Source organism: Rhizobium sp. CFBP 8752, assembly GCF_014842035.1.
GTDB lineage: Bacteria > Pseudomonadota > Alphaproteobacteria > Rhizobiales > Rhizobiaceae > Neorhizobium > Neorhizobium soli.
Window position 1 is genome coordinate 404934 of the sequence record NZ_JACYUZ010000003.1, and the last position, 19115, is coordinate 424048.

Below are 19115 nucleotides of genomic sequence, written 5' to 3' on the forward strand. Positions count from 1 at the left end.
TTGCCGCGGTGCTATGATCCCATGATGGAAAACCAGAATTCGGACGCGCTCCGCCCAGATGAAATCGAGCGCTATCGCCGCCATATCCTGCTGCCGGAGATCGGCGGTCAGGGCCAGCAGAAGCTCAAGAGCGCACGCGTTCTGGTGATCGGCGCCGGCGGCCTCGGCGCGCCCATTCTCGAATACCTCGCAGCGGCCGGCGTTGGCACGATCGGCATCGTTGACGACGACCGCGTTTCGCTCTCCAACCTGCAGCGACAGGTGATCCACGATACCGGCACGATCGGCGAGATGAAGACACGGAGTGCCCGAGAGGCGATCGCCCGGTTAAACCCGAATACGCGGGTGATCGATTTCGAGGAGCGCTTCTCCGCCGAATGGGCTCAGATGCATCTCTCCCGTTTTCGCCTGCTGATCGACGGCTCGGACAATTTCGACACGCGCTATGCAGCAGCGGACGCGGCGGAAGCGGCCCGCATCCCCTTGGTGACGGGTGCGGTCGGGCGCTTCGACGGATCGGTGACGGTGCTGAAACCTTACGAGGCCGGCTCGGACGGAGAGCTCAACCCCACCTACCGCGACCTCTTCCCCGAGCAGCCGCCGGAAGGCCTTATCCCAGCCTGCGCCGAGACCGGCGTCGTCGGCGCGCTCACCGGCGTGATCGGGACGCTGATGGCGATGGAAGCGATCAAGTTGGTGACAGGGATTGGCGAACCGCTGGTTAGACGCCTGTTGCTCTACGATGCGCTGGCAACCCGGTTCGATGTGATCAAGTACAAGCGCCGCGGGACACGGACGGCGGCGGAATGACCGAGATCGTTCGCCTCGACGAGAGTTTTACCCGCTGGGAAGACCTGCTGACGCTCATCCTGTCATCCTTCGCCTATATGGACGGCGTGATCGATCCGCCCTCCTCAGCTCACCGGCTGACGCCCGCCTCGCTCGCGCAAAAGGCGCGAGACGAAATTGCGTTCGTCGCGGAGGAAGACGGAAAGCTTGCAGGTTGCGTGTTTCTGAAGCCTGAACCCGGATGTCTCTATGTGGGCAAGCTGGCGATATCGCCTGCGTTCCAGAGCCGAGGCATCGGCCGGCAGCTGCTTTCCGTGGCGGAGGATATCGCGCGGCAAAGAGGCCTGCCTGCGCTCAGGCTGGAGACCCGCATCGAGCTTACCGGCAATCACACGACCTTCGCGAGGTGGGGCTTCGTGAAGACGGCCGAGAATGCCCATGCGGGCTATGCCAGAACGACATCGATCGAGATGCGGAAGCGGCTTTCGCAGACAACCTAATTCCGGCCGGGCAGAACCCGGTTGGGTGGGCGATGGCCGTCGAAATACGTGCGGATATTGATGATCACCTTGTCGCCCATGTCGATGCGCCCTTCGATCGTTGCCGAGCCCATATGCGGCAAGAGCACGACACGTCCCTCGCGGGCGAGCTTGACCAGCTTCGGATTGATGGCCGGTTCGTTCTGATAGACGTCGAGCCCTGCGCCGGCAATTTTTCCGTCACGCAGCAGCTGCACCATCGCTGCCTCGTCGATAATATCGCCGCGGGCGGTGTTGACGATGATCGAACCAGGCTGCAGCAAGGCCAGCCGGCGGGCCGAGAGAAGGTGGAAGGTCGCCGGCGTCGACGGGCAGTTGATCGAGACGATATCGACGCGCGCAAGCATCTGGTCGAGGCTGTCCCAATAGGTCGCCTCGAGCTCTTCCTCGGTGGCCGGGCTGACCGGTTTGCGATTGTGATAATGGATGGCGAGGCCGAAGGCCTTGGCCCGGCGCGCCACGGCACTGCCGATGCGGCCCATGCCGACGATGCCGATACGCTTGCCCCAGATCCGCCGACCGAGCATCCAGGTCGGGCTCCAGCCCTCCCAGTCACCGGGTTTGTCGGTGAGGATCCGCGATCCTTCCGCCAGACGACGGTTGACGGCGAGGATCAGCGCCAAGGTCATGTCGGCGGTGTCTTCGGTCAGGACGTTCGGCGTGTTGGTGACCGTGATCCCCTTCTTGGCGGCGGCATCCACATCGATATGGTCGGTACCGTTGGAGAAGCTCGCGATCAGCTTCAGCTGCGGGCCAGCTTCTGCGATCAGCCCTTCGTCGATCCTGTCGGTGACGGTCGGCACCAGCACATCGGCAGTCTTCATCGCAGCGATGAGGTCTTCGCGCGAACGGGGGTGATCGTCGATATTGAGCTCGGCATCGAAAAGCTCGCGCATGCGCGTTTCGACAGCGTCCGGCAGCTTGCGGGTGATGTAAACCTGGGGTTTTTTCTTCGCTGTCATGGTTTCAAAGCCGCATTGCAATCAGCTGCCATTAGGACGTCCTTAACCAAGGTGCGCGATAGTCGGAGGCATCCAGGGCGTTTTCTTAACAGACCCGTCGGCGAAGACAAACAAAACCTCGCATGGACAGGAACGCTTATGGAATTTCAGCCGGAATGAGATTCATGCGCAGCACATTCTTTACATCCTTTCTTGCAGCTTCGATTGGCATTCTCACCTGCCTGTCCGGCACTGACGATGCAATTGCACAGGGCGTGGCCAAGGGCGCAAGCGGTCTGCCGCTTCCCCGTTTCGTCAGCCTGAAATCGAGAAAAGTGAACATCCGCATCGGTCCGAGCACGGACTATGCGGTGTCATGGATGTACATGAAGTCGGGAACCCCGATGGAAATCATCCAGGAATACGACAACTGGCGCCGCGTTCGCGATGCCGAGGGCACGGAAGGCTGGGTCAACCAGGCGCTGCTTTCCGGCGAGCGCACTGCCGTTGCAGCGCCGTGGATGCGCGGCAAGGGCAAGGACATCTATGTCAACATGCGCGGCGAGCCGCAGCAATCGGCCGGCCTCGTCGCAAAGCTCGAGCCCGGCGTGATGATCAAGATCACCGAATGCAATGGCGACTGGTGCCATGCGGAAGCAAATGGTGCAGAGGGCTGGATCGCCCAGGCGGAAATCTGGGGTGCTTACCCGGGAGAGGCCTTCAAATAAGGCCTCTTTCCTTCGCGGCCTGCGCAAGCGAGACCATCGGCCGTGGCCCGAGCTGCTGGATAACGATGGCAGCGACCAGGCAGCCGAGCTTGCCGCAATCCTCCAGCGAGCGATCCGTGGTGTAGCCATAGAGGAAGCCGGCGGCGAACAGATCGCCCGCACCGGTCGTATCGACGAGTTCCTCGATCTCATAAGCGGGAATCGCGATCCGCTCCTTGCCACGCACGAGAACCGCGCCTTCTTCGCTCAGCGTGATGGCCGCCAGCTTGCAATCGTGAGCGATCTTGCCGATGGCAAGCTCGAAATCGTCGGTCTCGTAGAGCGACAGAAGCTCTTGCTTGTTGGCAAAGACGATATCCACAGTGCCGGATTTCATCAGTTCCAGAAATTCATCCCGGTAGCGACCGACGCAGAACGGATCCGACAGCGTCATCGAGACTTCCCGACCATGCGCATGGGCGATGCGGGCGGCTTCGCGGATCGCATCCTTGGCGCGCGGCGGATCCCACAGGTAACCTTCGAAATAGGTCACCTTCGATTCGGCAACCACATCTTCCTCGACATGTTCAGGACCGAGTTCGACGCAGGCGCCGAGATAGGTGTTCATCGAGCGCTCGCCATCCGGCGTCACGAAAATCATCGAACGGGCGGTCGGGGGATGAACACCATCAGGCTTTGTCTCATAGTGGACGCCCTGAGCCCGGATATCATGCTGGAAAATGGTGCCGAGCTGATCGTTGGCGACCTTGCCGAAATAGGCAGCCCTGCCGCCAAGGCTGGCGACGCCTGCCGCCGTGTTGCCGGCCGAACCGCCAGAGGCTTCGACCGCAGGGCCCATCTTCGAATAGAGAAGTTCGGCGCGCTCGGCATTGATCAGGTTCATCGCACCCTTGATGATCGCGTTGTCGCCGAGGAATTGATCGTCGCAGCGCGCGAGGATGTCCACGATGGCATTGCCGATGGTTAGCACGTCGAATTTCGGCATCCGGCCCTGATCCTGTCTCTGATGAATGGATGAGAGAACGGGTATTCGCCTTTAGCCGTGATGGGAAGCGAAAAAAGCCGACAAAGGGCGGCTTGAGAAATCTGCAGCTGTCATTCTCCCGTCACGGTAAGCGGCTAGATAACAATCATCCAATTGCTGATGTCGACCACGGATGAACTGGCGACGACGCGTTTGGAAACCCCTGGCTGGACCGGGGAAAAAGCGGGGATCATGCCCCGCTTTTCTGTTTTTGGCGGCTGCTTTCAAACCGCTTTCCGCGCGGCGCATTTGTCGTCCAGCCGGATCTGCGCTAGACGCAGTTAACAATTTTCTCCGAAAGCCATTTCAGTGTCGTCAGTCTTTGCCAATGTGCTGCCCGTCTTCATCCTGATCCTGACGGGCTGGCTCGCTGCCAAAACCGGGCTTTTGAAAGCCGAAACCGGTGACGCGTTGGGGGAATACGTCTTCAAGATCGCTGTTCCGATGCTGATCTTCCGGACCGTTGCAGACGCCCATTTCGGCGGCGTCTCTCCCTTCGGGCTGTGGAGCGCCTACTTTATCGGCGTTGCCGTGACGTGGACGGCCGGGCACCTCATCGCCACACGGTTCTTCGCAAGGGATGCCAAGGTGGGCGTCATCGCGGGGATGTCGAGTGCGTTTGCCAACAACATCTTTATCGGCCTGCCGCTGATCGATCACATGGTCGGCAAGGAGGGGCTCGTTGCCGTCTCGATCCTGCTTGCCATCCATCTGCCGATCATGATGATCGCGGGATCGATCCTGATGGAGGGGGCCACCGCGCGGGTGGATGGCACGCAGAAGCGCAAGCTGTCCGTAGTTCTGCGGCAGGTCGGCAGCAACCTTGTGCGAAATCCGCTGGTGATCTCGATCGCGCTGGGGATACCGTTCAATCTTCTGGGATTCTCGATACCCACGGCCGTTCTGCCCGTGGTCAACCAGATCGCGGCCTCGGCCGGTCCGGTGGCGCTGATCTCGATCGGCATGGCGGTCACCCGTTACCAGATCCGCGGCGATATCAATCTGGCAACGGCTGTCGCGGTGCTGAAGCTTGCCCTGATGCCGGCGATCGTTTTCGCCACCAGCCATGCGATCGGGCTGCCACGCGACTGGGCGGCCGCACTGGTTCTGACCTCGTCCGTTCCGACCGGCATCAATGCCTGGCTGATTGCGCAGCGGTTCAGGTCCGGACAAAGCCTCGCAGCCTCGACCATCAGCATCACGACAGCCTTCGGCCTCATCACCGTGAGCTTCTGGGGCTGGCTGCTGTCGTGACGGGAATGGCTGCCGCTTCGTGAGATCACTCGGGTGAGATCAGTTCGTCGGTGCGGGTGCGGGTGCAGCGCCGGGTTCAGGCAGTGGCGCAGGGCTATCAGACTGTTCGCGGATGTAAGCGAGCAGGTTGCCGCGTTCCTTGTCGTTCTTCAGGCCGGCAAAGCCCATCGCAGTCCCCTTCACATAGGCCTTGGGCGCAACGAGGAAGTGGTTGAGGTGATCGAAGGTCCAGGTCTCGGCGCCGCTCTTGGAAAAATCCTTCATCCCAGCAGAGTAGGAAAAGCCCTCATGGCTGGCCACAGGACGGTTCACAACACCCCATAGATCGGGACCGACCTTGTTAGGGCCTCCCTTTTCAATGGAGTGACAGCTCTGACACTTCTTGAATACCGTTGCGCCGGCAGCGGCATCAGCGCCCGCCATCAGCTGACCAACAGGAACGACTTCCGCGGCACCGCCACCGGCAGGCGCTTCGCCGCCCGCTGGCTCTTCCAGCGCGGCGATTGCAAATCCTTCCTTCTCAGGCGACGGCGAGTGGAAAATCCCCTCCGACGCGATCGATACGGACATCATCACGAAAACCGTGGCAAGCAATGCGCCTACCGCCATGTTTACATAGGGATTCATCAGCAAATTCTCCTCACCGGCCCGCCGTCCCAAAGCAGGCACCTTGAATTTGTTTGGAAGCTATGTCTTTTGCAGAGGCCTTGCAACACGATACGCTCGTTGTGCTTGAGACTTTTTGCCACTGCGCAGGCTGGATTAGAAGGTTTTACGATGACTTACACGGCTTTCGACCGGACGCTCGTTCTTATTCCCGCACGAATGGCCTCAACGCGCCTTCCCGGCAAGCCGCTGGCAGACATCGCCGGCCTGCCCATGATCGTGCAGGTCGCAAAGCGCGCCGAAGAGGCCAATGTCGGTCGCATCGTCGTTGCCGTCGATCATCAGGACGTTTTCGATGTGGTGAAAGCTGCAGGTTTCGAGGTGGTCATGACGCGAGAAGACCACCAGTCGGGTTCCGATCGCATCTTCGAAGCGCTGACCAAGTCGGACCCTGATGGCAAGGTGGAATACGTGATCAACGTGCAGGGCGACCTGCCGACCGTGGACGCCGATGCGGTACGCGCCTCGCTCAAGCCGCTGCTGGACAGCCCGCAGACAGATATCGCCACGCTGACCGTAGAGATCACCGACGAGCACGAGAAGACCAATCCGAATGTGGTCAAGATCGTCGGATCGCCTCTCTCGGACACACGGTTGAAGGCGCTCTACTTTACCCGCGCCACGGCCCCTTACGGCAATGGGCCGCTTTACCACCACATCGGGCTTTACGCCTATCGCCGCAGCGCGCTTGAGAAATTCGTGGCTCTCGGCCCGTCAGTGCTCGAAAAGCGCGAATCGCTCGAGCAGTTGCGGGCACTTGAAGCGGGCATGCGCATCGATGCGGAAATCGTCTCCTCGGTGCCGCTCGGTGTCGACACGCCGGCCGACCTTGAAAAGGCGCGCGCCATCTTATCCTCCCGCGGTTTGTAACGGATCAGCCTCATGAATGCCTCGACCAACCGCATTTCCTTCCAGGGAGAATTCGGCGCCAATTCCGACATGGCGTCCAGGGACATGTTTCCGGACATGGAACCCCTGCCCTGCCCGACCTTCGAAGATGCGTTCCAGGCGCTGGAGAACGGTGATTCGGATCTCGCGATGATTCCGATCGAAAACACCATCGCTGGCCGCGTTGCCGACATTCACTACCTGCTGCCGGAATCGCGTCTGCATATCGTCGGCGAATATTTCATGCCGATCCGGTTCCAGCTGATGGTGTTGCCGGGTGTGGAGCGCGAAGAGATCCGCACCGTCCACAGCCATATCCATGCCCTTGGCCAGTGCCGCAAGATCATCCGTGCCAATGGCTGGAAAGCCGTCGTTGCCGGCGACACGGCGGGCGCTGCGAAACTGGTGTCCGAAAAGGGCGACCGCTCGATGGCAGCCCTTGCGCCACGGCTTGCGGCCAGCCTCTACGGGCTCGACATTCTGGCTGAGAATGTCGAGGACACGGAAAACAACGTCACCCGTTTCGTGGTTCTGTCGCGCGACGAGAAGTGGGTGCAGCGCAACGAAGCCGACGACGTGATCGTCACCACCTTCGTGTTCAACGTGCGCAACATCCCAGCTGCGCTCTACAAGGCGATGGGTGGCTTTGCCACCAACGGCATCAACATGACCAAGCTCGAAAGCTATCAGCTCGGCGGCAAGTTCGTGGCGACGCAGTTCTACGCGGATATCGAGGGGCATCCGGACGACGCCCCCGTGCGCCGTGCGCTCGAGGAGCTGCGGTTCTTCTCCGAAAAGGTCCGCATTCTCGGGACCTACAAGGGTCATCCGATGCGAGGCGCGCTCCAGAAAGGCTGACGGTCGGAAGCGCTCCTTTCAGCGCTTCCAGTCGATCCAATCGCGCATCAGCCGATAGGCAATCGCTCCCTTGGCGGGACCGAACGGCTTGTCGTCCGGACCGGCTTCCAGCATCGCCTGAACCTCGGCTCGCGAAAACCAGCGAACATCAGACATTTCGTGGACGTCGATGGTAATCTCCGTCGACGTCGCCTCGGCGAAACAGCCGATCATCAACGAATGCGGCATCGGCCAGGGCTGCGACGCGTGATACCGCACACGTCCGATCTCGATTGCCGATTCCTCGACGGTTTCGCGTCTGACGGCCTGTTCGATCGTTTCGCCGGGTTCGACGAAGCCGGCCAGGCAGGAATACATGCCCTCCTGGAAATGATGGCTGCGGCCCAGCAGGCAGCGGTCGTTTTCCTCATCGATCGTCATCATGATGACGACTGGGTCGGTGCGCGGAAACATCATGTGCTGACACTTCGTGCAGACGCGCTTGTAGCCGCCGATCTTCATTTCGGTGGGCGAGCCGCATTTGCCGCAGAAGATATTGGCGGCATTCCAGTTGAGCAAGGACACGGCCTGGGCGACCTCGCCCTGAAGCTCATCATCGAGCAGGCCTTCGCGGAAGAGAGCCCGCGCCTCTGTCGGCTTGTAATGGCTTGCGAGCTCTTCATCGGCGATCGTAACCGGGACAGCGACGCGCGGCTCGCCATTCTGGTGATGGCCGAGCAGCACGGCACGGTCGAAATCCGGCTTCAGCTCCGCCAGCTCGTAAGCCGCAAACAGCGGATCGAGGATCTGGCCGTCGTGCTTCAGAATGACCCGGCTGCCGGAAAAGGCAAGGATATGTGTGCCATCGACGGACAGCGCCTTCTCGATGCAGTCGTCTTCCCGGTTTTCCGCCTGCCGGTCGAGCTTGTTGCCGGTGAAAGCAGTGAGGCTGCTTGGGTCTGGATGGGGTGTATCGGTATCGAATATGCTGCTCATCGGGAAAGCTTTTCCATCAGTCTGTTCATCAGGGCCTGCATCTTTTCGCCATCATAGGGTTCTGCGGATCCGTATCCCCAGATCGGGCCCGGCCAGTTCGCATCGCCTTCTGAGCGGGCAATCACATGAACATGGAGCTGCCGGACGATGTTGCCAAGCGCACCGACATTAATCTTGGTCGCGCCCGTTATCGCCTTCAAGGTGGCCGCAACATGATTGACCTCGGCCGACAGGAGCGCCTGATCGGCCTCCGAAAGCTCGAAAATCTCGGTCACGTCGGCCCGCTGCGGCACCATGACCAGCCACGGCCAGCGGCTGTCATTCTGGATCCGCAGCTGGCAGAGATCGAGGGTGGCGATGAGATCGGAGTCCCGCGCAATGCGCCCGTCCAGTTCGAACTCGCTCAAGCATTTCTCCTAATGTTTTTATCTGGTCGTAGTTTTTTACAGGCTTGGCTTGCATTTGGAAGCGTTATTGACGATATGAGCGGTGGGAGGTTGGTGGTGGACGAGCCACTCGCCAACCGGGTCAGGTCCGGAAGGAAGCAGCCCTAACGAGCCAGGCACGGGTCGCCGTGCCAGCCTCCCACCCTCTCATCTTGGTCAGCATCCGGCGCGCTCAGTCTCTGACGGCCGGAATGGCCCGTACAGGCTGGCAGGATTTTCATGAGCGACGACGGGCCGACATATTCCAGCAACCCGACTGCGCCGACGCCTTCCGGCAGTGGCTATCGGGTTCTCGCCCGCAAATACCGTCCCAAGGATTTTTCCGACCTGATGGTCGGCCAGGAGCCGATGGTGAGAACACTCACCAACGCCTTCGAGACCGGCCGCATTGCGCAGGCCTATATGCTGACTGGTGTACGCGGTGTCGGCAAAACGACGACTGCCCGCATTCTGGCGCGCGCGCTCAATTACAAGACCGCCGAGATCGACCGCCCGACGATCGATCTGCGGATCCCCGGCGAGCACTGCCAGGCGATCATGGAAGGTCGGCATGTCGATGTCATCGAGATGGATGCGGCCTCGCATACCGGTATCGACGATATCAGAGAGATCATCGAGCAGGTGCGCTATCGTCCTGTCTCGGCGCGCTACAAAGTCTACATCATCGACGAAGTGCACATGCTCTCCACGCAGGCTTTCAACGGTCTGCTGAAGACGCTCGAAGAGCCGCCGGAGCATGTGAAATTCATCTTCGCGACGACGGAAATCCGCAAGGTGCCGATTACCGTCCTGTCGCGCTGCCAGCGCTTTGACCTGCGCCGTATCAGCGCTGCCGATCTCGTCGGCCTGTTCACGACCATTCTCGAAAAGGAAGGTATTCCGGCCGAGACCGAGGCGTTGTCGATGATCGCGCGCGCGGCCGAAGGCTCGGCTCGTGACGGACTTTCGCTGCTGGACCAGGCGATCGCCCATGGTGCAGGCCATGTGGTTGCAGATACCGTGCGCGGCATGCTGGGTCTTGCCGACCGCGCCCGCATCGTCGATCTGTTCGAACAGATCGTGCAGGGCGACGTGACGGCTGCCCTTTCCGAATTTACCGCCCAATACGAGGCCGGCGCCAACCCTGTCGTGGTTCTGACCGACCTTGCCGACTTCACCCATCTCGTCACGCGGTTCAAATATATTCCGGAAGCTGCGGACGATCCGTCGCTGAGCGAAGTGGAGCGTGTGCGCGGTCGCGAATTTTCCGAGACGATTGCGGTCAGCACCCTGTCGCGCATCTGGCAGATGCTATTGAAGGGCATTCCGGAAGCGGAGAACTCTTCCCGCCCCGCCGGTGCCGCAGAAATGGTGCTGATCCGCCTGACCCATGCCGCCCACCTTCCCTCACCGGAAGACGCTGCGCGCCGGCTTGCCGACCTTTCCGGTGGCGATGGCCAGCGCGGCGCGCCGAATGGGAATGGCGGCGGTAATGGCGCAGGCCAGACTTCGTCATCGCACCAGCCGCTTAATGCCCGCGGTATTGATATGCAGTCGCAGCGGATGCCGTCAGGTGGACCGACGGCGATGCTCAAGGCCGTGCCGAACGACAACCCGCGCGAGATGCCGGTCGGCCGTGTCGAGGAAAAGCCCGAGCCCAGCGTTGCGGTGCGCTCGCTGGCCGATATCGTCGATCTCTGCTCCAAGAACCGCGACGCGAAGCTGAAGGCGCTGGTGCGCAATTTCGTTCGGCTGGTCAAGATCGAACCGGGCCGGCTCGACATGCGCCTGACCGACGGCGGACCAACGACGCTGCCCGGCGAACTCGGCGTCAAGTTGAAGGAATGGACCGGCATCCACTGGATCGTCTCCCTCAGCAAGGAAGATGGTTCGCCGACATTGGTCGAGGCAGAGGGAACGGCGCGCGAAGCCCGGCTGACCGATGCCCGCTCCGACCCGGATGTCGCGGCGATCCTGTCGCAGTTTCCCGGCGCAAAGATCACCGACGTCCGGATCCGCGTGAGCGAGGACGAAATCGACGCAGACGAATTGCCGCCGCCAGCCGTGGTGGAAAGCGCCGAGGGCGATATCCTGCCGGGCGACGACATCGAACTTTAAAAATCAGGAAGAGGAGATCCCGATGCGCGACATCATGGGCATGATGGGCAAGGTCAAGGAAATGCAGGCCAAGATGGAGAAGATGCAGGCGGATATCGCCGCTCTCGAAGTCGAAGGCACGGCCGGTGGTGGCCTCGTCACTATAAGGATGAACGGCAAAGGCGACATGCTGGGCCTGAAGATCGACCCATCCCTGTTCAAGGAAGACGAATCCGAGATCCTCGAAGACCTGATCATTGCGGCCCACAAGCTGGCCAAGGATCGGGCAGAAGAAATCACTGCCGAAAAGACCAAGGAACTGACCGCCGGCCTGCCGATTCCGCCCGGCATGAAGCTGCCGTTCTAAGCCGAGACCGGCGTTCCCTCTGGGAACCGTCTGCCGGCAAGACCCGCCTTTTCGCTAGAACTTGGCGGGTTTTCCGGCTTCGATCGCCTCTCGCATATCGGCATGGATGGGTGCGGATAAAAACCGCTGCCGGTCGTCATCTCCCAGACGCTTGCCGAATTTGGTTAGCAGTTCCGGAATAGAAACCCTCGTTCCCTGGTAGACGCTGAATTCGACGGCATCGCCCGCCGATGCGAAACCCGGCGCCAGGACCCGGCAGTAGATGCCGGGGCGTGCCGCACTTCTGTAGGCTTTGACGAATGTCGGGTCGCCCATCTTGGCGGCAAGCGTCGCACAGGGCGTGCGGGCGGATGTCGCCTGCAGCACAAGCTCGGCACCGATGCGGAAACAGTCACCGGCGGCCACGTCGCGGTTGTCGAGCCCTTCGATCACAAGGTTTTCGCCAAACGTGCCATCCGGCAGATCGCGGCCGAGTTCCGACCGCCACCAGTCGAGCGTGAGGCTGCCTTCGAGCAGGATCGCCTGCTCAGGGCCACCATGATATTTCGTATTGCAGACGGCATCGCCGACCAGGCCTTCCACGTCGATCATGACCGGATTTTTCATCGGCATCTTGTTGATGCCGGTCTTGTAGCTCTTGCCCGGAAGCTTTTCCGGATGACCAAGGCAGAGGCTAAGAAGTTTCATTCGGCTGGTCCTTCGTCGATTCCGTTTCCCCTGCATATGGGCTAAAGGAGAACCATGGCAAAGCGAGTCACCGGCCCCGAAATCGAAAAACTCATCCAGCTTCTGGCGAAAGTACCGGGTCTCGGCCCCCGTTCGGCCCGCCGGGCGGCATTGCATCTCATCAAGAAGAAGGACCAGTTGCTCGGTCCGCTGTCGAACGCGATGGGCGAAGCCTATGACAAGGTGAAGATCTGCTCGCGTTGCGGCAATGTGGATACGTCCGATCCCTGCACGGTCTGCACCGATATCCGACGCGACCAGTCGACGCTGATCGTGTGCGAAGACGTGTCCGATCTCTGGGCTCTGGAGCGCGCAGGCGCAATGAACGCGGCCTATCATGTACTGGGCGGCACGCTGTCGCCGCTCGATGGCATCGGACCCGATGATCTCAACATCCGCGGCCTGATCGACCGGGTGAGCGAAGGCGTGGTCAAGGAAATCATCATCGCCGTCAACGCCACGGTCGAGGGACAAACCACAGCACACTATATAACCGACCAGCTGGCCGGCATCGATGTGAAGATCACCCGATTGGCGCATGGCGTTCCTGTCGGCGGCGAGCTCGACTATCTCGACGAAGGCACGCTGACGGCGGCACTTCGGGCACGAACGGCGATCTGAGGAGACATAATGCGCAAGACACTTATCGCCCTCGGCACCCTCATCTGTCTGCTTCCCCTACCCGTCTTGGCCCAGAACAAGCCGGATGTGGAAAAGCAGTTCCAGCGATGGATCGCCAGCGATCTTGGGCCGGAAGCTCGCAAGGCCGGCATTTCCGAGCGGACGATGAAGACCGCCTTCAGCGGGATCTCGCTCAACTGGAGCCTGCCTGATCTGGTGCCGCCGGGATCAAAGCCGCCGAAGAGCCAGGATCAGAGTCAGGCCGAGTTCTCTTCGCCCGGCGCCTATTTCTCCGAAAAGCGGCTGCAGGGACTGGCGGCAACGGGCCGTGGCCTTGCGTCGACGCATGCTGCAACGCTGAAGCGGATCGAGGCAGCATACGGCGTTCCGGGTGAGATCGTCGTCGCCATCTGGGGTCGCGAATCCGGTTTCGGCAAGGCGCGGCTTCCGTATTCGGCGATCGAGGTTCTCGCGACCAAGGCCTTCATGTCCACCCGCAAACCGATGTTCCGCGAGGAGCTGATCGCAGCGCTGATGATGATCGAGCGCGGCGACGTGGATGCGGCGACGATGAAGGGTTCGTGGGCGGGCGCTCTCGGCCAGCCGCAATTCATGCCGACCAGCTACCTGAAATACGCCGTCGATTTCGACAAGGACGGGCACCCGGATATCTGGAATTCCGTGCCCGACGCGCTAGCATCGATCGCCCACTATCTACAGCAGGAAGGCTGGCAGCGCGGGCGTGACTGGGGTTTCGAGGTTTCCATTCCTGCCAAGGTTTCCTGCGCCCAGGAAGGCCCGGATCTGGCAAAGCCGATCTCCGCCTGGGCGGCGACGGGCATTACCCGCATCTCCGGCAAGGCCTTTCCTACGGCGGATCTCAAGGCATCCGGCATGATGCTGGTACCTGCCGGCCGCAACGGACCGGAATTCGTCGTCACGCCGAATTTCTACGTGCTGAAGGAATATAACAACTCCGACCTCTATGCGCTGTTCATCGGCAATCTGGCTGATCGTATCGCCCATGGTGCCGGCGCCTTTGAGGGCTCGTGGGGTGACGTTGGCAAGATGCTTCGCTCCGACGTGCTTGCCATGCAGAAGGCGTTGGTGGCCAAGGGGTATGATGTCGGCAACGTGGATGGTCTGCCGGGTTTCAAAACCCGCCGGGCGCTTGGCGACTGGCAGGCCAAGAATGGCCTGACGCCGACCTGCTATCCGGATGCATCGCTGAAAAGCCGGCTCAAGTAACGGACCACAGCCTTCGCCTTAGTGGTGAAGGTCGATATGCGGCTTGTGCATGATGTCGGAGGGCGGCGGGATCGTCTGCCGCTCGATCATGCGATGAACCTTCGGTTCCTCATCGCCCTGATGCAGCTTGCGGATCGCGTCCCAGATCTCCGCATCCATCTGCATGCGCCGCTGATTGTGGCGCACGTAATCTGCCCAGGTGGCGGTATGATAGGTCTCCGTCCAGACGTCGGGATGTTCGAGATCGCGCATCAAGGCCCACTGCCTTGCACCGTCGCGGATCCGCACCCGTCTGCGGCGTGCCATCAGGGTCAGGAATTCGGGGATGTCCGCCTCGCCGATCAGGTAATCGATCTGGAGCACGATCGGCCCGCTTCGCGGCTGCAGCGCGAGGCTCAGAAGCGGCGCGTTGAAGCGGTTGAGCGGATCGAGATTGACATCGCCGAACTGTGGCAGCGGCATGCGCCATCCGACGAGAGCGCCGACGAGCATGGCCAAGCTCGCGATGGACAGTGCAACCGAGGCGCCAAAGTTTTCGGAAAGTAGACCCCACATCCAGCTGCCCGCAGCAATGCCGCCGAAGGTTGCCGTCTGGTAGAAGGACAGGGCCCGCCCCACGACCCAGCGCGGGGTGGAGAGCTGGACGGTGGTGTTGAACAGCGATAGCGCGAGAACCCAGCAGGCGCCTGGGAACAAGAGCGCAATCACCGTCAGTGTCGTGTTCGTGCTTGCGCCGATCACGGCGGAACTTGCGGCAAAGCCGACGAACGCGAACCGGACGATCCATTCGCTCGAGAACTTTTCCCTGAGCCTCGCATTGGCAATGGCACCGGCGACGGCGCCGATGCCAAAAGCGCCCAGCATGATGCCGTAGGTGAACGGGCCACCGGACACGAGATCGCGGGCGACGATCGGCAGAAGGGCCAGAATGGCGCTTGCGGTCAGGCCGAACAGCAGGCCGCGCAGCAGCACATTCAGAATGTTCGGCGACATCGCGACGTAGCCAAGGCCGGCAGACAGTGCCCGCAGCAAAGTTTCGCGCGGAAGCGAATCGTCGGCACGCTGCGGCTTCCAGCGAAACAGCGCATAGATGATCGCGAAATAGCTCATCGCGTTGACCGCGAAGGCGGCGGCAGCCCCTGCTGCTGCGACGATCGCGCCGCCGATCGCCGGGCCGACGCTGCGGGTGATGTTGAAGCCGACGCTGTTCAGCGTCACTGCGGTCGGCAGGATTTCGCGTGGTACGATATCGCCGACCGAGGCCTGCCAGGACGGGTTATTGAGCGCCGTGCCGCAGCCGATCAGGAAGGTGAACATCAAAAGAAGCCACGGCGTCAGCAGGCCGAGATAGGCAAACACCGTCAGCGCAATCGACACGGTCAGCATGAAGACCTGCGCCGTCAGCATCAGGCTTCGGCGATTGTAATTGTCGGCCAATGCCCCGGCGACAAGCGAAAACAGCATGATCGGCAACGCGTTGGACGCCTGCACCAGCGCCACCATGTCCTGCGAACTGGCGATCGCCGTCATCATCCAGGCGGCACCGACGGCCTGGATCAACCCACCGAAATTCGACGCGATGCTGGCAATCCAGATCATTCGGAACGTCGGCAGCCGAAACGGCGCCAGCGTCGAAATCCGATCGGGCAAGTCTCTTCCTCCCATCATGGCACTGTCACCAAAGGGTTATAGACCTGAAGACCACAAATTCCACCCGCGTCATGTCCTAAAATGCCTGATGATGGAGATCTGCCGTCACCAACCCCATCACGGACCGGAGCGAATGCGACGAGTCTTGCGGCGGTCTTGCAATCGCCGGTGTGAAAGCGTATATGCAGGCCATATTCTTGATCGTCCGATGAAGAGTGGGCCCTCCCGGACCCGCTCTTTTTTGTTAGGCGATCGCTTTTCTCCCCCTCGTCCGGAAACCGGACAGGGAGCACGAATTCGGAGGGCGCATGCCACAAACCGACAGCGAACCGCGCCTGATCGTCGAGACCGGGCTTGAACTCAGAGTGGCCGAGATCATCGAGCCCGTTCTGACATCCATGGACTTCCGCCTCGTGCGCGTCCGGATGCTCAATCAGAATGGCGCGACGCTGCAGATCATGGCCGAACGCAACGATGGCACGATGGATGTCGAGGGCTGTGAAGAAGTCTCGATGGCGATCTCGCCCGTTCTCGATGTGGAAGATCCGATCGATCGCGAGTATCATCTCGAAGTATCGTCGCCCGGCATCGATCGCCCGATGGTGCGCAAGTCCGATTTCGAGCGCTGGAACGGCCATATCGTGAAATGCGAGACGTCGATCCTGGTCGACAATCGCAAGCGTTTTCGCGGCAAGATCACCGACGTCACGTCCGAGGGCTTCACGATCGACCGCGATCAGGTCGCCGATGGCGAGACACAGCATTTGCTCATTCCGTTTACGGCGCTGTCCGAAGGAAAGCTTGTCCTCACCGACGAACTGATCCGCGACGCGTTGCGGGCTGACAAAGCGGCCAAGCAGCAGGCCGCCAATCAGAACGACGAAACCGACGAACACACTGACGAAGAATAACCGACAGCACGCCTTCCTTTGAGAAGGTCGCACATAGCTCGACTTACGGAGACCAACGACAATGGCAGTGAGCGCAAACCGGCTTGAACTTCTGCAGATCGCAGATGCAGTAGCCCGCGAAAAGGTCATCGACCGCGAAATCGTGCTGGCTGCGATGGCCGACGCCATCCAGAAGGCCGCCCGCTCGCGCTATGGTTCGGAAACCAACATCCGTGCCGACATCAATTCCAAGACCGGCGAGATCCGTCTCCAGCGTCTGCTGGAAGTGGTCGATGTCGCCGAGGATTACGGCACGCAGATCCCGCTGACGCTGGCGCTCGATCGCAACGTTGACGCCAAGATTGGCGACTTCATCGCCGATCCGCTGCCGCCGATGGATTTCGGTCGTATCGCTGCCCAGTCTGCCAAGCAGGTCATCGTCCAGAAGGTGCGCGAAGCGGAACGTGACCGTCAGTTCGACGAGTTCAAGGACCGCGTCGGCGAAATCGTCAACGGCACCGTCAAGCGCGTCGAATATGGCAACGTCATCGTCGACCTCGGTCGTGGCGAAGGCATCATTCGCCGTGACGAGATGATCCCGCGCGAAAACATGCGCTACGGCGACCGCGTTCGCGCCTATGTCTACGACGTGCGCCGCGAACAGCGCGGCCCGCAGATTTTCCTGTCGCGTACCCATCCGCAGTTCATGGTGAAGCTGTTCACCATGGAAGTGCCTGAAATCTACGACGGCATCATCCAGATCAAGTCCGTTGCCCGCGATCCGGGCTCGCGCGCCAAGATCGCTGTCGTTTCCAACGACTCGTCGATCGATCCGGTCGGCGCCTGCGTCGGTATGCGCGGTTCGCGCGTTCAGGCCGTCGTCGGCGAGCTGCAGGGCGAAAAGATCGACATCATTCCGTGGAGCCAGGATCCGGCATCGTTCATCGTCAACGCGCTGCAGCCGGCAGAAGTCTCCAAGGTTGTTCTCGACGAAGACAGCGAGCGGATCGAAGTCGTGGTTCCGGACGAGCAGCTGTCGCTGGCGATCGGTCGTCGTGGCCAGAACGTCCGCCTTGCATCGCAGCTGACCGGCTGGGATATCGACATCATGACGGAAGCCGAGGAATCGGAGCGCCGCCAGAAGGAATTCAACGAGCGCACCAACCTGTTTATGGACGCGCTCGATGTCGACGAGATGGTTGGCCAGGTGCTGGCGTCCGAAGGCTTTGCCGCCGTTGAAGAGCTTGCCTATGTCGAGCTCGACGAAATCTCCTCGATCGACGGTTTTGACGAAGATACCGCGACCGAGATCCAGACCCGTGCCCGCGAATATCTCGAGCGGATCGAGTCTGAAAACGATGCAAAGCGCGTCGCACTCGGTGTTGCCGACGAACTGAAGCAGATCGACGGCCTGACCGGTCAGATGCTGGTCGCGCTTGGCGAAGACGGCATCAAGACGATCGAGGATTTTGCCGGCTGCGCGGCTGACGACCTTGTCGGCTGGAGCGAGCGCAAGGACGGCGAGACCAAGAAGTTCGAAGGTCTGTTTTCGAAGTTCGAGGTTTCGCGCACCGAAGCTGAAAACATGGTGGTGCAGGCCCGCCTGCTGGCTGGCTGGATCACCGAAGCGGATCTTGCCACCGAAGAAGCACCAGAGGCCGAAGACGCCGAGGAGGCGCCTGCCGCCGAGCGGGAATGATCCCGATTGGCAATGAACCAGACGACGATGCAGACGACGAGCTTATCGTGAATGACCGTACCTGCATCGTCACCCGTGAAGCCGGATCACCGGAAACGCTGATCCGCTTCGTGGCCGGGCCTGATGGCCAGGTTGTTCCCGATCTCAAGCGTCGCCTTCCGGGGCGGGGCTGCTGGGTAAAGGCCGAACGGGCGTTGATCGACCGGGCGGTCCAGAAGAAATCCTTCGCCCGCGCGTTGAAGACGGACGCTAAGGCGGATGCCGATCTGGGGGCGACGGTTGACAGACTGCTCGCGGCCGATCTGATCGGCATGATGAACATGGCCCGCAAGGCGAGCCAGTTTATTTCGGGCGCGACGAAGGTCGATGCCGCAGTTCGCTCCGGCGGCGCGATTGCCGTCTTTCATGCCTCAGACGCTGCGGCAGACGGTATCCGGAAGATCGATCAGGCCCGCAAGGCCTTCAAATTCGGCTCGAATGCCGAGGAAGAAATTCCATCCTTTTTGCTCTTCACGGGGGCCGAACTGGACGAAGTGATGGGCCAGAATGCTTTTATCCATGCCTGCGCGCTTGCGGGACAGGCGGGTGAAGGTGTAGTGAAACGCGCAAACCTACTTGAACAGTACCGCAAGGGCGGTCTGTCCCAGACAAAAGGTGTCGCTGACATGCCGAAACAATGACGCGGTTACCGGTTTTTGCCGGACGCACATCGATATGTACGAATTGAACG

At 60.9% G+C, this 19115-nt stretch carries 20 protein-coding genes and 1 other RNA gene; 14 read left to right on the forward strand and 7 right to left on the reverse strand.

The features are described from left to right. Positions 1 to 24 precede the first annotated feature (24 nt). Together moeB and IFT59_RS18000 are read left to right on the forward strand one after the other, a co-directional pair. Positions 25 to 810 carry a molybdopterin-synthase adenylyltransferase MoeB gene (gene moeB, locus IFT59_RS17995; protein ID WP_249407640.1) on the forward strand — a complete coding sequence of 262 codons (786 nt, stop codon included), beginning with the start codon at positions 25 to 27 and terminating at the stop codon, positions 808 to 810. Then, the gene (locus tag IFT59_RS18000) at positions 807 to 1289 is read left to right on the forward strand and encodes a GNAT family N-acetyltransferase (RefSeq protein WP_192087697.1); all 483 of its coding nucleotides are present in this window, start codon (positions 807 to 809) and stop codon (positions 1287 to 1289) included. The genes moeB and IFT59_RS18000 overlap by 4 nt, the downstream gene beginning before the upstream one ends. Here IFT59_RS18000 and IFT59_RS18005 read toward each other — a convergent pair. Continuing rightward, positions 1286 to 2290 (reverse strand): 2-hydroxyacid dehydrogenase, encoded by a 1005-nt coding sequence (locus IFT59_RS18005; protein WP_192087698.1) that lies wholly within the window; start codon positions 2288 to 2290, stop codon positions 1286 to 1288. The genes IFT59_RS18000 and IFT59_RS18005 overlap by 4 nt on opposite strands. Before the next feature lie 164 nt (positions 2291 to 2454). Between IFT59_RS18005 and IFT59_RS18010 the strand changes: the two genes are divergently transcribed. Next, on the forward strand, positions 2455 to 2997 hold the full coding sequence (locus IFT59_RS18010) for an SH3 domain-containing protein (RefSeq protein WP_192087699.1): 543 nt from the start codon (positions 2455 to 2457) through the stop codon (positions 2995 to 2997). On the opposite strand, the gene IFT59_RS18015 is transcribed toward IFT59_RS18010, so the two are convergent. Next, entirely contained in the window at positions 2990 to 3982 is a 993-nt protein-coding gene (locus IFT59_RS18015; RefSeq protein ID WP_192087700.1) for an adenosine kinase, read from the reverse strand. The two genes, IFT59_RS18010 and IFT59_RS18015, sit on opposite strands and share 8 nt — an antisense overlap. Before the next feature lie 348 nt (positions 3983 to 4330). Between IFT59_RS18015 and IFT59_RS18020 the strand changes: the two genes are divergently transcribed. Then, on the forward strand, positions 4331 to 5275 hold the full coding sequence (locus IFT59_RS18020; RefSeq protein ID WP_192087701.1) for an AEC family transporter: 945 nt from the start codon (positions 4331 to 4333) through the stop codon (positions 5273 to 5275). Between the two features lie 39 nt (positions 5276 to 5314). On the opposite strand, the gene IFT59_RS18025 is transcribed toward IFT59_RS18020, so the two are convergent. Further along, positions 5315 to 5902, reverse strand: a complete 588-nt coding sequence (locus tag IFT59_RS18025) for a c-type cytochrome (RefSeq protein WP_192087702.1) — start codon at positions 5900 to 5902, stop codon at positions 5315 to 5317. Between the two features lie 150 nt (positions 5903 to 6052). On the opposite strand from IFT59_RS18025, the gene IFT59_RS18030 reads away from it, so the two are divergent. Both IFT59_RS18030 and IFT59_RS18035 read left to right on the forward strand, forming a co-directional pair. Then, on the forward strand, positions 6053 to 6811 hold the full coding sequence (locus IFT59_RS18030; RefSeq protein WP_192087703.1) for a 3-deoxy-manno-octulosonate cytidylyltransferase: 759 nt from the start codon (positions 6053 to 6055) through the stop codon (positions 6809 to 6811). A 12-nt stretch (positions 6812 to 6823) separates the two neighbouring features. Next, a complete protein-coding gene (locus IFT59_RS18035) occupies positions 6824 to 7687 on the forward strand; it encodes a prephenate dehydratase (RefSeq protein WP_062454192.1) in 864 nt (287 codons plus the stop codon). An 18-nt stretch (positions 7688 to 7705) separates the two neighbouring features. On the opposite strand, the gene nudC is transcribed toward IFT59_RS18035, so the two are convergent. Together nudC and IFT59_RS18045 are read right to left on the reverse strand one after the other, a co-directional pair. Next, complete coding sequence (nudC, locus tag IFT59_RS18040; protein ID WP_192087704.1) at positions 7706 to 8662, reverse strand: NAD(+) diphosphatase; 957 nt, start codon at positions 8660 to 8662, stop codon at positions 7706 to 7708. Then, positions 8659 to 9069 (reverse strand): HIT domain-containing protein, encoded by a 411-nt coding sequence (locus IFT59_RS18045; protein WP_192087705.1) that lies wholly within the window; start codon positions 9067 to 9069, stop codon positions 8659 to 8661. The genes nudC and IFT59_RS18045 overlap by 4 nt, the downstream gene beginning before the upstream one ends. Positions 9070 to 9154: 85 nt before the next feature. Between IFT59_RS18045 and ffs the strand changes: the two genes are divergently transcribed. The 3 genes from ffs to IFT59_RS18060 all read left to right on the forward strand — a co-directional run bounded on the left by ffs (position 9155) and on the right by IFT59_RS18060 (position 11551). After that, positions 9155 to 9251, forward strand: an RNA gene (gene ffs, locus IFT59_RS18050) — signal recognition particle sRNA small type. A gap of 76 nt (positions 9252 to 9327) precedes the next feature. After that, complete coding sequence (locus IFT59_RS18055; protein ID WP_192087706.1) at positions 9328 to 11205, forward strand: DNA polymerase III subunit gamma/tau; 1878 nt, start codon at positions 9328 to 9330, stop codon at positions 11203 to 11205. Between the two features lie 22 nt (positions 11206 to 11227). Next, entirely contained in the window at positions 11228 to 11551 is a 324-nt protein-coding gene (locus IFT59_RS18060; RefSeq protein WP_062454196.1) for a YbaB/EbfC family nucleoid-associated protein, read from the forward strand. A 54-nt stretch (positions 11552 to 11605) separates the two neighbouring features. Here the strand turns inward: IFT59_RS18060 and IFT59_RS18065 are convergent, their stop codons facing one another. Continuing rightward, a complete protein-coding gene (locus tag IFT59_RS18065; protein ID WP_192087707.1) occupies positions 11606 to 12238 on the reverse strand; it encodes an MOSC domain-containing protein in 633 nt (210 codons plus the stop codon). A gap of 54 nt (positions 12239 to 12292) precedes the next feature. Here IFT59_RS18065 and recR point away from each other — a divergent pair, with 54 nt between their 5' ends. Both recR and IFT59_RS18075 read left to right on the forward strand, forming a co-directional pair. Beyond that, a complete protein-coding gene (gene recR, locus IFT59_RS18070) occupies positions 12293 to 12898 on the forward strand; it encodes a recombination mediator RecR (protein WP_113167613.1) in 606 nt (201 codons plus the stop codon). Between the two features lie 9 nt (positions 12899 to 12907). Further along, entirely contained in the window at positions 12908 to 14146 is a 1239-nt protein-coding gene (locus IFT59_RS18075; RefSeq protein ID WP_192087708.1) for a lytic murein transglycosylase, read from the forward strand. Between the two features lie 18 nt (positions 14147 to 14164). Here IFT59_RS18075 and IFT59_RS18080 read toward each other — a convergent pair whose 3' ends face one another. After that, a complete protein-coding gene (locus IFT59_RS18080; RefSeq protein ID WP_184654275.1) occupies positions 14165 to 15814 on the reverse strand; it encodes an MFS transporter in 1650 nt (549 codons plus the stop codon). Positions 15815 to 16104: 290 nt separating this feature from the next. On the opposite strand from IFT59_RS18080, the gene rimP reads away from it, so the two are divergent. From rimP to IFT59_RS18095, 3 genes are all read left to right on the forward strand, one after another. Beyond that, complete coding sequence (rimP, locus tag IFT59_RS18085; protein WP_192087709.1) at positions 16105 to 16707, forward strand: ribosome maturation factor RimP; 603 nt, start codon at positions 16105 to 16107, stop codon at positions 16705 to 16707. 61 nt (positions 16708 to 16768) lie between these two features. Next, a complete protein-coding gene (nusA, locus tag IFT59_RS18090) occupies positions 16769 to 18385 on the forward strand; it encodes a transcription termination factor NusA (RefSeq protein ID WP_113109286.1) in 1617 nt (538 codons plus the stop codon). Further along, the gene (locus tag IFT59_RS18095; RefSeq protein WP_062578573.1) at positions 18382 to 19065 is read left to right on the forward strand and encodes an RNA-binding protein; all 684 of its coding nucleotides are present in this window, start codon (positions 18382 to 18384) and stop codon (positions 19063 to 19065) included. The genes nusA and IFT59_RS18095 overlap by 4 nt, the downstream gene beginning before the upstream one ends. Positions 19066 to 19115: the final 50 nt, after the last annotated feature.

Coding starts and splice junctions, on each gene's coding strand:
- moeB (WP_249407640.1), top strand. CDS start 25: ATGGAAAACCAGAATTCGGACGCGCTCCGCCCAGATGAAATCGAGCGC.
- IFT59_RS18000 (WP_192087697.1), top strand. CDS start 807: ATGACCGAGATCGTTCGCCTCGACGAGAGTTTTACCCGCTGGGAAGAC.
- IFT59_RS18005 (WP_192087698.1), bottom strand. CDS start 2,290: ATGACAGCGAAGAAAAAACCCCAGGTTTACATCACCCGCAAGCTGCCG.
- IFT59_RS18010 (WP_192087699.1), top strand. CDS start 2,455: ATGCGCAGCACATTCTTTACATCCTTTCTTGCAGCTTCGATTGGCATT.
- IFT59_RS18015 (WP_192087700.1), bottom strand. CDS start 3,982: ATGCCGAAATTCGACGTGCTAACCATCGGCAATGCCATCGTGGACATC.
- IFT59_RS18025 (WP_192087702.1), bottom strand. CDS start 5,902: ATGAATCCCTATGTAAACATGGCGGTAGGCGCATTGCTTGCCACGGTT.
- IFT59_RS18030 (WP_192087703.1), top strand. CDS start 6,053: ATGACTTACACGGCTTTCGACCGGACGCTCGTTCTTATTCCCGCACGA.
- IFT59_RS18035 (WP_062454192.1), top strand. CDS start 6,824: ATGAATGCCTCGACCAACCGCATTTCCTTCCAGGGAGAATTCGGCGCC.
- nudC (WP_192087704.1), bottom strand. CDS start 8,662: ATGAGCAGCATATTCGATACCGATACACCCCATCCAGACCCAAGCAGC.
- IFT59_RS18055 (WP_192087706.1), top strand. CDS start 9,328: ATGAGCGACGACGGGCCGACATATTCCAGCAACCCGACTGCGCCGACG.
- IFT59_RS18060 (WP_062454196.1), top strand. CDS start 11,228: ATGCGCGACATCATGGGCATGATGGGCAAGGTCAAGGAAATGCAGGCC.
- IFT59_RS18065 (WP_192087707.1), bottom strand. CDS start 12,238: ATGAAACTTCTTAGCCTCTGCCTTGGTCATCCGGAAAAGCTTCCGGGC.
- recR (WP_113167613.1), top strand. CDS start 12,293: ATGGCAAAGCGAGTCACCGGCCCCGAAATCGAAAAACTCATCCAGCTT.
- IFT59_RS18075 (WP_192087708.1), top strand. CDS start 12,908: ATGCGCAAGACACTTATCGCCCTCGGCACCCTCATCTGTCTGCTTCCC.
- IFT59_RS18080 (WP_184654275.1), bottom strand. CDS start 15,814: ATGATGGGAGGAAGAGACTTGCCCGATCGGATTTCGACGCTGGCGCCG.
- rimP (WP_192087709.1), top strand. CDS start 16,105: ATGCCACAAACCGACAGCGAACCGCGCCTGATCGTCGAGACCGGGCTT.
- nusA (WP_113109286.1), top strand. CDS start 16,769: ATGGCAGTGAGCGCAAACCGGCTTGAACTTCTGCAGATCGCAGATGCA.
- IFT59_RS18095 (WP_062578573.1), top strand. CDS start 18,382: ATGATCCCGATTGGCAATGAACCAGACGACGATGCAGACGACGAGCTT.